A 14,868-nucleotide genomic window follows, 5' to 3' on the forward strand; every position below is an offset into this window, starting at 1 on the left:
TTTTCTTTTGGCGCTCCACCGGTAAAGCCGCTGCATGACCGAACTGTCCAAGACCTTCGACCCCGCCGAAATCGAATCGCGCTGGTATGCGCATTGGGAGGGCAAGGGCCTGTTCCGCCCCGAACGGCCGGGCGCGGAGCCGTGGACGATCGTCAACCCGCCGCCGAACGTCACCGGCTCGCTGCACATCGGGCATGCGCTCGACAATACGTTGCAGGATATCCTGACGCGCCACGCGCGGCTGAAGGGCAAGGATGCGCTCTGGGTGGTCGGCACCGACCATGCCGGCATCGCGACGCAGATGGTGGTCGAGCGCCAGATGGCAGAGCGGCAGGAGAAGCGCACCGATTTCACCCGCGAGGAATTCGTCGCGAAGGTGTGGGAATGGAAGGCGCAGAGCGGCGGCGCGATCACGCGCCAGCTCCGCCGGCTCGGCTGCTCGATGGACTGGGCGAACGAGCGGTTCACGATGGACGAGGGCTTCAGCAAGGCGGTGCTGAAGGTGTTCGTGGACCTGCATCGGCAGGGCCTGATCTATCGCGACAAAAGGCTGGTGAACTGGGATCCCGGCCTCGGCACCGCGATCAGCGACCTCGAGGTCGAGACGCGCGAGGTGAACGGCAAGTTCTGGCACCTGCGCTATCCGCTGGCGGACGGCAGCGGCTTCATCTCGGTCGCGACGACGCGGCCGGAGACGATGCTGGCCGACATGGCCGTGGCGGTGAACCCGGAGGATGAACGCTACAAGGCGCTGATCGGCAAGCGCGTGAAACTGCCGATCACCGGCCGGCTGATCCCGATCATCGCCGACGAACATGCCGATCCCGAGCTAGGATCGGGCGCGGTGAAGATCACGCCGGGCCATGATTTCAACGACTTCGAGGTCGGCAGGCGCGCCGGGATCGAGGCGCGCGACATGCTCAACATGCTCGATGCCAAGGCGCAGGTGACGCAGGTGGCGGACGGCCTGATCCCGGCCGATCTGATCGGCATCGACCGCTTCTGGGCGCGCAAGCAGGTGGTCGAGCGGCTGGAGGCGGAGGGCTTCCTGGAGCGTGTCGAGGATCGCGTGATCCAGACGCCCTACGGCGACCGTTCCGGCGAGGTGATCGAGCCGTGGCTGACCGACCAATGGTATGTCGATGCAGCGACGCTGGCGAAGCCGGCGATCGAGGCGGTCACCTCCGGCAAGACGCGCATCGTGCCGAAGACGTGGGAAAAGACCTATTTCAACTGGATGGACAACATCCAGCCGTGGTGCGTCTCGCGGCAATTGTGGTGGGGACATCGCATCCCGGCGTGGTTCGCGGATGATGGCCGCATCTTCGTCGCGGAGAGCGAGGCGGACGCACAGGCGCAGGCCGGCGAGGGCGTGGCGCTGGTGCAGGACCCGGACGTGCTCGACACATGGTTCTCCTCCGCGCTCTGGCCGTTCGCGACGATGGGCTGGCCGGAGGATGCCGATCCCACGCTCCACGGCCGCTACCCCAATGACGTGCTGATCTCCGGCTTCGACATCCTGTTCTTCTGGGACGCCCGCATGATGATGCAGGGCCTGCATTTCATGAAGGACGTGCCGTTCCGCACGCTCTATCTGCACGGGCTGGTGCGCGCGGCGGACGGCGCGAAGATGTCCAAGTCGAAGGGCAATACCGTCGATCCGCTCGGGCTGATCGACAAATATGGTGCGGATGCGCTGCGCTTCTTCATGGCGGCGATGGAGAGCCAGGGCCGCGACATCAAGATGGATGAGAAGCGCGTCGAGGGTTATCGCAACTTCGCGACGAAGCTGTGGAACGCCAGCCGCTTCTGCCAGGCTAACGGCATCGGCGGATCGGCCACGCTGGAGCCGCCGGCGGCGAACGCGGCGGTCAACAAGTGGATCGTCGGCGAGTGCGTGAAGGCGATCCAGTCGGTCGATCTCGCGCTGGCGGAGCTGCGCTTCGACGCGGCTGCCAACGCCATCTACCACTTCGTGTGGAGCCAGTTCTGCGACTGGTATCTGGAGCTCATCAAGAGTCAGATCGACGACGAGACGCGCGCCGTCGCGGGCTGGGTGCTCGATCAGGTGCTGGTGGTGCTGCATCCGTTCATGCCGTTCATCACCGAGGAATTGTGGCATGCGCTCGCCCCCCGCGCGCATGAGCTGATCGTCGCGCAATGGCCGATGGTGGATGCGCGCGCGATCGATCCGGCGGCGGCGGCCGAGGTGGACTGGCTGATCGATTTCCTTAGTACCCAGCGCGAGGTGAGAGCGGAGGTGAACGTGCCGCCGGGAGCGCGCCCGGCGCTCTACGTACTGGGACATCAGACCGTAGCCGGTAGCGCCGATCCCGCGACCTTTCCTGATGCCTTGATTCACCGGTTCGATCGCTATCGCGCGACAATTAACCGGATGGGTCGCGTTGACGTGGTGACCTTCCTCAATACGGGAATGCGGTTCGATCTGAAGTCGGGCGAGCGAGAAAGTCGAGTCGGCGAGACTCCATTGCTGGGCAGTGGTGTTCAGTTTGTTGTGGGAGACGATACCTACTTCATTGCATTGGAAGGAACGATCGACCTCGACGCCGAACGCGCCCGCCTCGCCAAGTCGATCGCGGGCGCGGAGAAGGAGCGCGATGCTCTCGCCGCACGGCTCGGCAACGCGAGCTTTGTCGAGCGCGCCAAACCGGAAGCGGTGGAGAAGGCGCGCGCCGACCATGCCGACAAGGCGGCGGAGGCCGAGCGGCTCGCGGCGGCGCTGGCGCGGCTGGGGTGACGGAGGCAATGCGGCGGGCTATGGCTCGCCCGAACGAAGGAAGGGTCGCAGGTGTCGGAAGCGGATGCAGCGCAAGGATCGCCCGCCGCCGCGCCGCGGCATCCGCACGGCCATTCGCATAACCTGACGACCGGGCCGATCGGCTCGGCGCTGCTGATGTTCGCGCTGCCGACACTGGCGTCGAACATCCTGCAATCGCTGAACGGCTCGATCAACGCGATCTGGGTCGGGCGCTTCCTTGGCGAAGGGGCGCTGGCCGCGACCTCCAACGCCAATATCATCATGTTCCTCACGTTCGGCGCGGTGTTCGGCTTCGGCATGGCGGCGACGATCATGGTCGGCCAGAGCTGGGGCCGGCGCGACGTGGAGGCGGCGCGGCGCGCGTTCGGCTCGGCGATCGGGCTGGTGCTGGCGACGGCGATCACCGTCTCGACGCTCGGCTGGATCTTCGCGCCGCAGATCCTCCGCCTGCTCGCGACGCCGCCGGGCGCGTTCGATCCGGCGCTGACCTATCTGCGCGTGATCTTCCTCGGCCTGCCGGCGTCGATGCTGCTGGTGCTGATGTTCATGGGGTTGCGCGGCACGGGCGATTCGGTGACGCCGCTGTGGTTCATGGGGCTGTGCGTCGTGCTGGACGCGGGGCTGAACCCGTTGCTCATCATCGGCGTGGGGCCTTTTCCCCGGCTCGGCATCGCGGGATCGGCCACGGCGACGCTGATCGCCAATGTCGTCGCGGTGACGGCGCTGGTGCTGCATATCCAGGTCGCTGACCTGCCGCTGCGCTTGAAGGGCGCGGAACTGCGCTACCTGTTGCCCGACATGGCGCTGGTGCGCACGATCGTCGGCAAGGGGCTGCCGATGGGTGCGCAGATGCTGGTGATGTCCACCTCGTCGCTGGTGATGATCGGGCTGGTCAACCGGCACGGCATCGACACGATCGCGGCCTATGGCATCACGCAGCAGCTCTGGAACTACGTCCAGATGCCGGCGATGGCGATCGGCGCGGCGGTGTCGGCGATGGCGGCGCAGAATATCGGCGCGGGCCAGTGGGACCGGGTGACGCGCATCACCCGCGCCGGGCTGATCTACAACGTGATGATGACCGGCACGATGGTGATGCTGGTGGTGCTGTTCGATCGTCCGCTGCTCAGCCTGTTCATCGGCGCGGACAGCCCGGCGGTGCCCGTCGCGCGGCACATCAACCTGATCGTCACCTGGGGCCTGATCCTGTTCGGCGCGACGATGGTGCTGTTCGGCACGGTGCGCGCGAACGGCGCGGTGTGGGGGCCGCTCATCATCCTCGCGATCTCGATGTTCCCGGTGCGGCTTGGGTTGGCGCTCAGCCTCGATCCGGTGTGGGGCGCGAATGCCCTGTGGTGGAGCTTCCCGCTCGGCTCGATCGTGAACCTCGCGCTGGCGGTGCTATACTATCTCTACGGGCCGTGGCGCCGCGCCGGGCTGCTGGTGCCGGAGGAGCATGTCGACGAACGCAGCCATGCCGATATCGAGCCGGCGGCGAACCTGCATCCGGTGAGCTAGGGTCCTGGCCCAAGGCTTGCTCCGCGCTGCGCGAAAGCGCATGTCGCGCGGCATCATGCACGCATCCTTCCCCGCGCTTCGCCTTCGCCGTACCCGCATCGCCGACTGGAGCCGCCGCCTGCATCGCGAGACGGTGCTGACTCCCGCCGACCTGATCTGGCCGCTGTTCATCACGGAGGGGCAGGGGGTGGAGGAGCCGATCGCCAGCCTGCCCGGCGTGTCGCGCTGGTCGGTCGACGGCATCGTCGCGCGCGCGCGCGAGGCGCGCGATCTCGGCATTCCTTGCCTCGCCCTGTTCCCCTATACGCCGCCCGCGCTGCGCACCGACGACGGGCGCGAGGCGCTCAACCCGGACAATCTGATGTGCCGCGCGATCCGCGCGATCAAGGACGCGGTGCCGGAGGTGGGGGTGCTGACCGACGTCGCGCTCGACCCCTATACCGCGCACGGGCATGACGGGCTGGTCGATGCGGGCGGCTATGTGCTCAACGACGCGACGGTGGAGGTGCTGGTCGGCCAGTCGCTCAACCAGGCGGCGGCGGGGGCGGACATCATCGCTCCGTCGGACATGATGGATGGCCGCATCGGCACGATCCGCGCCGCGCTGGAGGGCGCGGGGCACATCAACGTGCAGATCATGGCCTATGCCGCCAAATACGCCAGCGCCTTCTACGGCCCGTTCCGTGACGCGGTGGGCAGTCGCGGGCTGCTGAAGGGCGACAAGAAGACCTACCAGATGGATCACGCCAATGCCGAGGAGGCGCTGCGCGAGGTGGCGATGGACCTCGCGGAGGGCGCGGACAGCGTGATGGTGAAGCCGGGCCTGCCTTATCTCGACATCGTATGCCGCGTGAAGGAGGCGTTCGCGGTGCCGGTGTTCGCTTATCAGGTGTCCGGCGAATATGCGATGATCGAGGCCGCCGCGGCGGCGGGCGCGGGTGATCGCGACGCCCTGGTGCTGGAGACGCTGCTGGCCTTCCGCCGCGCGGGTTGTTCCGGCATTCTTACCTATCATGCGGCCCATGCCGCGAGATTGCTGGCCGGATGATCGAGACGGAACGTCTCGTCCTGCGCCCGTTCGAGGAGCGCGATCGCGCGCCGCTTCAGGCGATGTGGGCCGATCCGCGTGTGATGGTCGATCTCGGACCGGTGAAGTCAGCGGCGGACAGCGATGCGACGATCGCGCGTCATTCTTCTTATGATCCGCTCGGTTTCTTCGTAGTGGAACAGCGCGAGGACGGCGCAACGATCGGTTTCTGCGGCCTGAAGCCGGGGGCGCCGGGCACACCGATCGAGAGTATGCTCGAGGTCGGCTGGATGCTTGCGGTGCCCTGGTGGGGCGGCGGCTACGCGCGGGAGGCGGCCGAGGCGAGCATCGCGTGGGGCTGGGCGACGCGCGACGATGCGGCGATCGTCGCGATCACCGCGCGCCGGAACGCGAAGAGCCGGGGCCTGATGGAGCGGCTCGGGATGCGCCACGTCCCGGTCATGGACTTCCCCCATCCCTCGTTCGCACCGGGCGATCCGCTGTCCGATACGGTGACCTATCGGATCGAGCGCCCGTGATCGAAACCCCGCGCCTCCTGCTCCGGCGCTGGCGTGAGACGGACGTCGCGCCATTCTTCGCGATGGGACAGGACCCGGAGGTGATGCGTTACCTCGGGCCGCCGATGTCGCGCGCGGATTGCGCGGCGGCGGCCGTGCGGCAGAACGCCTGCGCCGACGAGCACAATACCTGCTTCTGGGCGGTCGAGCGGCGCGGCGACGGCGCTTTCCTCGGTTTCTGCGGGATCAAGCCCGGTCCGGCCGGGACGCCGATCGCCGGCCAGCCGGAGATCGGCTGGCGGCTGTCGCGCGCTTCATGGGGACAGGGCTATGCGCTGGAGGCGGCGCGGGGGTCGCTCGACCGGGCTTGGCGCACGACCGACTGGCCGGAGGTCACCGCGATCACCGTTCCCGCCAACGAGCGGAGCTGGGGCCTGATGATCCGGCTCGGCATGACGCGCGACCCGGCGGGCGATTTCGATCACCCGTGGCTCGCGCCCGGCGATCCTTTACGCCGACATCTGGCCTATCGGATCGCGCGGCCGCGATAGATCCTGCTCATGTCGCCGGCGCGAGACCCTGCTGCAACGCCGCGATTCGCGCCGCCGAAGCATCGGCGGCCTGCTGAGCCTCGGCTACTGCCTGATCGAGCGCGGGATAGGGCGGGGCAAGCGTCACGGCGCGATCGGAGGCGAGTTGCTCCAGATCGGTCAGGATATCCACCTGCCGCGCGCGGGCGGCGTCGAGATCGGCCAGCGCGGTCTGCGCGTCGAGCCACGCATCGCTTCCCGCCGGAGCGCCGCTCGCCGCCCTGGTCAGCCGTTCGGCGCGAACCGCCGCTTCGCCGAAGGCGGTAGCGGCCTGTTTCAGGACATCGCGCGCGGCGGCAATTCGCGAATCGAGCGAAGGATCGGCCGCGACCGGCTGGGGAGGGGGGGCTGTCGGCTCGCGGAAATCGAGCTGCTCGCCCGCGCGCGGCAGCAGCGAGGGATAGTCATGCTCGGCGCAGGCTCCGAGCGAAACCGCCAGAGCCACAAGGGGAATGAGACGCTTCATCGCCTTCGTGCTGTACGGAGCGAGAAAAGTGTTCGCAACGCTCTTGCGCAACGCGAAAACCCCTTCTAGGGAGGCGCCTCCCAAGCGCCCGTAGCTCAGCTGGATAGAGCATCAGACTACGAATCTGAGGGTCGGACGTTCGAATCGTTCCGGGCGCGCCATTTTTCTCTTCGGTAAATCAGTGGCTTAGCTGATGAGGAGAATATGGCCCCTCCATAGAATTTCATCTTATGGAGGGTTTATGGAGGGGAATTTCCCTCCATAAAGCGAATCAATGAAATTCTCGCCGTCATGTTCTCTCAGACGGTATGTTCGCGACGCTGACGCGAGTTCGAAATCCGCTATCGCAAGCTCAGTTTGCACCGAACCGCTGACCGTTTGGGCTGCGGCGAGGCGATATGGTCGATCAAAGATGCGCTATTTCGGCTGTTTCAAAAGCCGATCGTCGAAGCACAAGGTGACGCCTAGCGATATTCCTCGGGCACGTCCTCCTCATGCCCCTGCCAGACGATGTGGTCGCCCTCATAGACCGTGACGAATCCGCGCCCGCGCTGAACGGGTGGCGGCGGCTTGGTCGAGAAATTGAGGCAGCCGAACGTGTCGACCGTGGCCGCGAAGGCGAGCGGCTTGCCCGGCTGCATCAGCACGCGATCGCACGTCCCGCTCGGTCGCTTCACCCGGCGACGCGACAGGCCGAGCCGGAACCATTCATAGGTCCGGACCTCCCCATCGGACGGCGGCGACCAATGCCGACAGTATTTGCAATAACGCGGCACCGGCGGCCCCTCGTCCTCTTCGAGTGGCGGTCCACCATTATGGTCAGACGGGAACGGCCCGGTCACCGCCCACGCCACTGTTCGAGCCAGACGTGCAGACGCTGGCGCATCACGCCGATCCCCGCGTTGATCTCGGTGATCTCGGCGTCGGCGGTGACGCAGCGCATCTCGCGAAAGCCGTCGAGGAAGGCGCGCATCACCTTGAGGTAAAGCCCGCCCCCGACCAACGCGACATGGGTGAACGGCCGGGTGCCGTGATAGGCGAGCGAGGCGATCTCGCAGCCGGGATGCGAGCCGTAATTGTCGGGCTTGTTCGGCGACGGCGGTCGTGGCCATCGCGTCGTCATGCCGCCGGCGATCATCCGCTCGGCAAGGTCGGGCGTCAGCCGCGCATCATAATCCTCGATCGGGCTATCGGTGGTGCGGAACCCATAGCGCGCCGAGAGGAAACCGACGCGTGCGAGCCGCCGCTCCGGATCGACCGTCCGCCATGTCTGCCAGAGCGGCCCGTCGTAGCGTTCCCATGCTGGTATCCAACCGGGGTCGTGCCGCTTGGTCGCCGAACAGGGAAGGATGAGCAAGCGATGCGAGAAGCCGGCCGCGCGCGTCTGCGGTACATCGACGCGCACGACCTTGACCGCGCGCTTCTCGGCGTCGGCGGCGAGACGGCCGATCAGCGCGATATCGGCATCGGTGCACACCCCGCGCACATGGATCGTCACCGGGTCGATCGGTGCGGCGGGTGGCACGACGTCGAGGAACAGGATGCCGTTGCCGAGATTGCCGACATAGTGCGGCGCTTCGACCGCCGGCATCCCCGGCTCGGGTTCGATCATGCGCTGGCCGACGCGCTTGAAGGCATCGCCGAAGCATTGCGGGTCCGGCGTGGTCCGTGCGCGTACCGGCGCATGAAACCGCCAGGGCGGGCGATCGGGATCGAGCCGGCCGACGCGGATCTGGTGGAGGAAGTCGGCGAAGCCATAAGGGTCGGCCGGATACGGACAGTCGCGCCAGGTCCGGCGAATGGTCTTGCGTTTCGCCGCCGGGAACTCGAACAGCCGCGCGCGTGCCCGCCGCCACACCGCGGCGCGTTCGTCGCGAAGCCGTTGCTGTTGTTCGGGCCACCATCGTGCGCGGTGCGCCATCTCCTCGTCGACGCTATGCTGGCCGGCGGCGATCAGGTCGGCGAACAGCGGCAGCGCCTCGCGCTGGCGCCGCTGCTTGGTGACGAAGGCGGCGCGCTTGCGCGAGGTTTCGACATAGGGAGTCGGCCTGGGCCATCTGGCGAAGCGCATCACCGGCCTCCCTTCAATGCGGCGGCCGCCTTGCGGAGATGACGCTCGGCGAGGACGAGCGAACCGACACGGCGCGCGGCCTCGGCATAGACCGACAAGGGGAAGGCGCCTTCGAACAGGATATCGCGCTCGATGCCAAGCCCGAACGGCAGCCGGATCGACTCCATCTCCTCGAGCGCGAAGCTGCCCAGCTCGGGCGAGCCGAACCCGAGGTCGGCAACGCCGAACATGATCCCGTCATCATCGATCTCCGTGGCGAGCCAGGTGGCGGCTCCGACCGGGTTGAAGAAGCGGACCACGGGCACCGGATCGGGCTCGCGCTGGCCGTTCGCCTGTGCCGAGAAGCGGGCGCGATCGTTGGCGCGCAGCGCCGCGCGGATTTCCGGGGTGACGAGGATCATGCCACGATCCTCCCTTCAAGAGCCATGGCCCCGTCGGGATCATGGTCGGGGTCATCGTCATTGGCGGCGATGGTGGCCTGCGGCTGGAAGGCGAGCAGATAGTCGGCCGCTTTCGATGCCGCACTCGCGGCGCGCAGGATCGCACGATTGTCTTCGCGGATGATTTCCAGCCAGGAGCCAAGATAGTCCGCATGCCGCACGCTGGGCGTGATGCCGAGCGCGGCGCAGACGAACGCCCCGGCCATTTCGGCGATCAGTTCCTCCTTGCCGTAGGAGACCGAGCCGAACACGCCGGTCTGGTCGCGGTTGAGCCGCGCAGCGCCGCCCGCCCAATGACCGAGTTCGTGAAAGGCGGTGCGGTGCCAGTTCACCGGATCGTGGAAATCGTCCGGGCGCGGCACCTGCACATAATCGTGCGTCGGCGAATAGAAGGCCGATGGACCGCCGATGCGGAAGTCGGCTTTGGTCGCCTTGATGAGCGCATCGGCCTGCGGGAGGATCAGACCGTCGGGGATCGGGGGCGGCGGTTCGCAGATATGCGCCGGAAGCCCGTTGCATTGTTCAACCGAGAAGACGGTGAACCATTTGAGGAACGGGATGCCGCCGCTCGGTTCACGGCCTTCGAGATCGGCGCGGCGGCGCTCCTCGCGTGGGATGAAGCGCCGGGTATAGATCACGGCCGTTCCGCGCTCGCCCTTGCGGACCGAGCCGCCGAGCGCGATCGCCTGCCGGAAGGTCAGGAAGGCGTGGCTCGCAAAACCGCGCGACACCATGGCATCCCAGAGCGTGAGGATGTTGATGCCGCTGTAACGCCGATCGCTGACGGCATTGTGCGGCAAGCCGATCGCGGCTTTGGCGGTGCCCCATGGCTGGACCCACGGGACGCGTCCGGCTTCGAGTTCGGCGATGATCCGGTCGGTGATCTGCTGGTAGAGGTTGGCCCGGTCGCCCGCCGGGCGGTTGGCGCGTGGATGTGCCATGTTGCTGCCTTTCGCGACGGGCCGCGGCGAGCCTCTCTCTCCGCGCTCAACCCGTCACGGCCAGCCAGCCATCCTCTCCCTCTGGCGGGGCGCCCTCGGTGCGGCGGCCCCGCACGAAAGGGGGCCGGGGAGACCCTCGGGCTGGCCGTCAGAGGAAGGCTTTCCCCCCGCCAATCCTGTGCCGCTGGTGTGCGCTTGGTGCCTACTGCCCGACGTCGTCAGTCTCGAGCGCTCGCGGCATGTACCTTTGCGGGGACATGCAAGAGCCACGCTATCAAGACATTCCTGCGATGTAAGAAGCGTAGGTGAGAAAAGCACGATGGCCGGACCTCTGGCAGGAATGAAATTGATCGAGTTTGATTCGATGGGCCCAGTGCCGCTTGCGGCGAAGCTGCTTGCGGATATGGGCACTGAGGTCCTGCGCATTGCACGCGCGGGTATCTCCGACCGGGCGGGGGGCGCCGATCTGCTGCGCAATCGCCCCGTCGTTAGGATTGATCTAAAATCACCCGAGGGACGTGAGACAGTGCTCCGTTTACTCGCTGAAGCCGATGGGCTCATGGAAGGTTTCAGGCCGGGCGTGATGGAGAGGCTGGGATTGGGTCCGGAGGCATGTCTCGCGGCGAACCCGCGCCTGGTCTACGTGCGCATGACCGGCTGGGGGCAAAATGGTCCTCTCGCCGCGCGCGCCGGGCACGACCTGAATTATATTGCGATTACCGGCGTGCTGAATGCGATAGGCGGAGCAGACCGGCCACCGCCGCCTCCGCTGAATCTGGTCGGGGACTACGGCGGCGGCACCACCTTCGCTATGATCGGGCTTCTCGCCGGGGTGCTGAGCGCGCGCGAAACCGGACGAGGCTCCGTGATCGATGCCGCGATGGTAGACGGGGTGGCAGCGCTGTCGAGCGGAATTCACGGCATGATGAACGCGGGGGACTGGCAGGATTGCCGCGCGGAAAACCTGCTCGATGGCGCCGCGCCTTATTATCGCTGTTACACCTGCGCCGACGGCAAATATGTATCGGTTGCCGCGATTGAGCCCCAGTTTTTTAGCCTTTTGCTGGAGGGCCTCGGCATCGAAGGCACCCGCTTCGTCCAGCGTGACCGGGATGGCTGGGATGCGATGGAGGCGGCGTTCGCGGCATGCTTCGCTTCCCGTCCGCGGGACGAATGGGCCGAGATTTTCGCTCGGACGGACGCCTGCGTTGCGCCCGTGCTCAGTTTTGCCGAGGCTCGCCGGTTTCCGCACAATGTGGCGCGGGGAATCTTCTCCGGCCCCCTGCCTGCCGCCGCGCCCCGCTTCGGGGGCGTGTCCGGTGCCGCGAAGCAGGCAAGCGAAATCACCGCGGAGGCCGTACTCTCGCGATGGCGGGGTCCCCCGCATAGGGACATGGCCGATCCGGCAGCCTTGCCCATATCGACAACCGATGAATAGCTATGACTATGTGGTGATCGGGGCGGGGTCGGCGGGGTGCGTGCTGGCCACGCGATTGGTCGAAGCGGGGAAGAGCGTCCTGCTGCTCGAATCCGGCCCCCAGGATCACGACTTCTTCATCTCGATGCCCGGCGGTCTCCAGAAGATCGCCAAGAACCTGTCCTGGCATCTCTGGACCGAGCCTGAGGCGGCCGTCGGCGGCCGGCGCGTCTATATGAAGCAGGGCCGGTTGCTCGGCGGCGGATCCTCGATCAACGGCATGGTCTACATCCGGGGACAGGCCGAGGATTACGACCAGTGGCAAGCGTCTGGATGTGAAGGCTGGAGCTGGGAAGATGTGCTTCCGGTGTTCAAGCGCGGCGAGGCCAATCAGAAATATTCAGAGCCGTTCCACGGCGTGGACGGCGCGCTCAAGGTGTCCGACGCGGGATATCACCATCCACTGAGCTACGCCTTTGTGCGGGCGGGGCAGGAAGCAGGCCTTCCCTACAACGACGATTTCAATGGCGCATCGCAGGAAGGGGTGGGATTCTACCAGACCACGTCCGCCGAAGGCCGGCGCCAATCTACCGCCGTCGCATTCCTGTCGCGCGTGCGGAGCAATCCGCTGCTCACGCTACGTTGTGATGCCCATGTCGAGGCGGTGACGACGGAGAACGGCGCTGCAACCGGCGTGCGGTATCACGCTAGCGACGGTACGGTTCAGCAAGCCATGGCGCGTGAGGAGGTCATCGTGGCCGCGGGCGCCTTCGGTTCGCCCAAGGTGCTTCAGCTTTCCGGTATCGGCCCCGAGCCGCTGCTCGTCGAGCACGGCATTCCCGTAGTGCGGGCACTGAAGGGTGTCGGGGAGAATTTCCAGGACCATTTCCAGGCAGGTGTCTACGGCCAGACGCGTGATCCAATCAGCCTGCTGGGTGCCGACAAGGGGCTGGCTGCTGTGCGCCACGGCCTGCAATGGCTGATGTTCAAATCCGGGTTGCTGACCTCGAACATCGTTGAATCGGGCGGGTTCGCTTGCACGGACGGCAGCGGCCGGCCCGATATCCAGTTCACCGTGGTAGCGGCGCTGACCGGGGATGCCGAGCGCCCACCCTTGCCGGGTCACGGCATTTCCATCAGCCCCTGCGTTCTGCGCCCGAGCGCGCGTGGATCAGTCCGAATTACTGGCCAAGACCCCACCGCGCCCGTCCACATCAACGGCAATGTGCTTGGTCACAGGGACGACATGGCGACCTTGGTCCGGGGCGTGCGGCTCGCGCGGCGCATCCTCCATTCGCCGTCGCTTGCGCAGTTGCTCGCTTGCGAGCTGGCACCGGGGCATGGGCCTGAAGAAGAACTCAGCGATGCGGCGATCGAAACGCACATCGCTAGCGTCGTGAAGACGGTCTATCACCCGTGCGGGACGTGCAAGATGGGACCGGTGAGCGATCCTGGGGCTGTGGTCGATGCCGAATTGCGCGTGCATGGCGTTCCGCGCCTGCGTGTGGCGGACGCCTCCATCATGCCCAATCTGGTGAGCGGGAACACTAATGCGCCGGCGATCATGATCGGCGAACGCTGCGCCGATTTTGTCCTGCAGCGAGCCTAGGAGAACGAAGTTGAGTATCGCGCATGAAGGCTGCCTCTACATTGGCGGCGAGTGGATCGCGCCAAAGGGCGGGATGCGCGAAGCCGTCATCGACCCGGCCTCCGAAGTGGTAATCGCCCATGCCGGGCTCGCGGGGGTCGAGGATGTCGAGGCGGCGCTGGACACGGCGCGAACCGCGTTCGACGCGGGCCCCTGGCCGCGCATGACGATGGAGGAGCGCGCGGCGAAAATCACTGCAATGTGCGACTGGATTGAAGCACGGACCGAGAGCCTGCGCGCGCTGGTCGCAATGGAAACCGGATCGATCCAGCCCTTCGCGCGCACCATGCAGTTCGCGACGGGCATCGAGCATTCGCGCTACTATGTCCAACTGGCCCTTCGGCAAGAGGCGCAGCCCTTGCCGCTCGAGCCGGTGGTGCAGGCGGATGGCCGCATCATGCTGGGCGGCGGTGTCGCGGTTCGCGAGCCCGTGGGGGTCTGCCTTGCGATCACGCCCTTCAACGTGCCGTTCACGCTCAACATGGGCAAGGCGGTGCCCGCGCTGCTGATGGGTAATTCGGTCATCCTCAAGCCGTCGCAGCTGACGCCGCTCTCCGCCTTCATCCTCGCCGAGGCTGCCGAGGCCGCCGGGTTGCCGCCCGGTGTGTTCAACGTCGTGAATGGCGACCTGTCGGTGGGCGAGGTGCTCACCACCGATCCCCGTATCGACCTGATCACCTTCACCGGCTCGGACCGCGTAGGCGCAGCTATACAGGCGCAGGCGGCAGCGACGCTGAAACGGTGCATCATGGAACTCGGCGGGAAATCGGCGATGATCGTGCGCGCCGACGGCAATCTCGTCGCGGCGGCGCAAAACGCCCTCGGCAGCCTTACCTTCCACGCAGGCCAGGCCTGCGCAGCGATGACGCGTTTTGTTGTCCATAATTCGGTGCGTGCGGAATTCGTCGGGCGGCTCGCCGAGATGTTTCGCACGGTCAAGATCGGCGATCCCGCGGATCCGGCGACGCGTATGGGGCCGCTGATCCGCGCCGCGGCGCGCGAGCGGGTCCAGACATTGGTCGATTCGGCGATCGACGACGGTGCCAAGCTGATTACCGGCGGCCGTATTCCCCCGGGCTTCGATCGCGGCTTCTTCTACGAGCCTACATTGTTGGATGATGTCGACAATCGCTGGCGCGTGGCACAGGAGGAAGCCTTTGGCCCGCTTGGGGTGGTGATCGGCTACGATACCGACGAAGAGGCGATAGCCATCGCCAACGACAGCGATTTCGGTCTGTCCGGTGGCATCTATTCCGCCGATGTCGGGCGCGCGTATGAGCTCGCGCTGCAGCTGCGCACAGGCAAGGTCAATCTGAACGGTGGCTCGGGCAAGATGAGCTCGTACCACCCGTTCGGCGGGATCAAGCGCTCCGGCTATGGACGTGAATTTGGCGAGGTCGGGCTGCACGAATTCACTTATATCAAGACGATCGCCTATCACGTCGCCTGATTG

General features: G+C 66.4%; 13 protein-coding genes and 1 tRNA gene. 9 read left to right on the plus strand and 5 right to left on the minus strand.

Features of this window, described 5'->3' with window-relative positions:
- The first annotated feature begins 34 nt into the window (after positions 1-34).
- The 5 genes from F9288_RS11700 to F9288_RS11720 all read left to right on the plus strand — a co-directional run bounded on the left by F9288_RS11700 (position 35) and on the right by F9288_RS11720 (position 6,393).
- Positions 35-2,758, plus strand: coding sequence for a valine--tRNA ligase (locus tag F9288_RS11700; protein WP_174836955.1), 2,724 nt, complete (start codon positions 35-37; stop codon positions 2,756-2,758).
- Between the two features lie 156 nt (positions 2,759-2,914).
- A complete protein-coding gene (locus F9288_RS11705; RefSeq protein WP_174839048.1) occupies positions 2,915-4,297 on the plus strand; it encodes an MATE family efflux transporter in 1,383 nt (460 codons plus the stop codon).
- A gap of 55 nt (positions 4,298-4,352) precedes the next feature.
- Positions 4,353-5,345: a porphobilinogen synthase gene (hemB, locus tag F9288_RS11710; RefSeq protein WP_174839049.1), complete on the plus strand. Its 993-nt coding sequence runs from the start codon at positions 4,353-4,355 to the stop codon at positions 5,343-5,345.
- Positions 5,342-5,863, plus strand: coding sequence for a GNAT family N-acetyltransferase (locus F9288_RS11715; RefSeq protein ID WP_174836956.1), 522 nt, complete (start codon positions 5,342-5,344; stop codon positions 5,861-5,863). Before hemB ends, F9288_RS11715 begins: the two co-directional genes overlap by 4 nt.
- On the plus strand, positions 5,860-6,393 hold the full coding sequence (locus F9288_RS11720) for a GNAT family N-acetyltransferase (protein ID WP_174836957.1): 534 nt from the start codon (positions 5,860-5,862) through the stop codon (positions 6,391-6,393). The genes F9288_RS11715 and F9288_RS11720 overlap by 4 nt, the downstream gene beginning before the upstream one ends.
- A gap of 7 nt (positions 6,394-6,400) precedes the next feature.
- On the opposite strand, the gene F9288_RS11725 is transcribed toward F9288_RS11720, so the two are convergent.
- Complete coding sequence (locus F9288_RS11725; RefSeq protein WP_174836958.1) at positions 6,401-6,949, minus strand: hypothetical protein; 549 nt, start codon at positions 6,947-6,949, stop codon at positions 6,401-6,403.
- Between the two features lie 33 nt (positions 6,950-6,982).
- On the opposite strand from F9288_RS11725, the gene F9288_RS11730 reads away from it, so the two are divergent.
- Positions 6,983-7,059, plus strand: a tRNA-Arg gene (locus tag F9288_RS11730).
- Positions 7,060-7,362: 303 nt separating this feature from the next.
- On the opposite strand, the gene F9288_RS11735 is transcribed toward F9288_RS11730, so the two are convergent.
- From F9288_RS11735 to F9288_RS11750, 4 genes are read right to left on the minus strand one after another with little or no spacing between them, the layout of a single operon-like run.
- Positions 7,363-7,740 carry a hypothetical protein gene (locus tag F9288_RS11735; protein ID WP_174836959.1) on the minus strand — a complete coding sequence of 126 codons (378 nt, stop codon included), beginning with the start codon at positions 7,738-7,740 and terminating at the stop codon, positions 7,363-7,365.
- Positions 7,737-8,969, minus strand: coding sequence for a hypothetical protein (locus F9288_RS11740; RefSeq protein WP_174836960.1), 1,233 nt, complete (start codon positions 8,967-8,969; stop codon positions 7,737-7,739). Before F9288_RS11740 ends, F9288_RS11735 begins: the two co-directional genes overlap by 4 nt.
- On the minus strand, positions 8,969-9,370 hold the full coding sequence (locus F9288_RS11745) for a DUF2958 domain-containing protein (protein ID WP_174836961.1): 402 nt from the start codon (positions 9,368-9,370) through the stop codon (positions 8,969-8,971). The genes F9288_RS11740 and F9288_RS11745 overlap by 1 nt, the downstream gene beginning before the upstream one ends.
- Entirely contained in the window at positions 9,367-10,350 is a 984-nt protein-coding gene (locus F9288_RS11750; protein WP_174836962.1) for an ArdC family protein, read from the minus strand. Before F9288_RS11750 ends, F9288_RS11745 begins: the two co-directional genes overlap by 4 nt.
- Before the next feature lie 319 nt (positions 10,351-10,669).
- On the opposite strand from F9288_RS11750, the gene F9288_RS11755 reads away from it, so the two are divergent.
- From F9288_RS11755 to F9288_RS11765, 3 genes are read left to right on the plus strand one after another with little or no spacing between them, the layout of a single operon-like run.
- The gene (locus F9288_RS11755; protein WP_174836963.1) at positions 10,670-11,788 is read left to right on the plus strand and encodes a CaiB/BaiF CoA-transferase family protein; all 1,119 of its coding nucleotides are present in this window, start codon (positions 10,670-10,672) and stop codon (positions 11,786-11,788) included.
- Positions 11,781-13,376, plus strand: a complete 1,596-nt coding sequence (locus F9288_RS11760) for a GMC family oxidoreductase (protein ID WP_174836964.1) — start codon at positions 11,781-11,783, stop codon at positions 13,374-13,376. The genes F9288_RS11755 and F9288_RS11760 overlap by 8 nt, the downstream gene beginning before the upstream one ends.
- A 10-nt stretch (positions 13,377-13,386) precedes the next feature.
- Positions 13,387-14,865, plus strand: coding sequence for an aldehyde dehydrogenase family protein (locus F9288_RS11765; protein ID WP_254620854.1), 1,479 nt, complete (start codon positions 13,387-13,389; stop codon positions 14,863-14,865).
- Positions 14,866-14,868: the final 3 nt, after the last annotated feature.

Source organism: Sphingomonas sp. CL5.1, from assembly GCF_013344685.1.
Taxonomy (GTDB): Bacteria; Pseudomonadota; Alphaproteobacteria; order Sphingomonadales; family Sphingomonadaceae; genus Sphingomonas.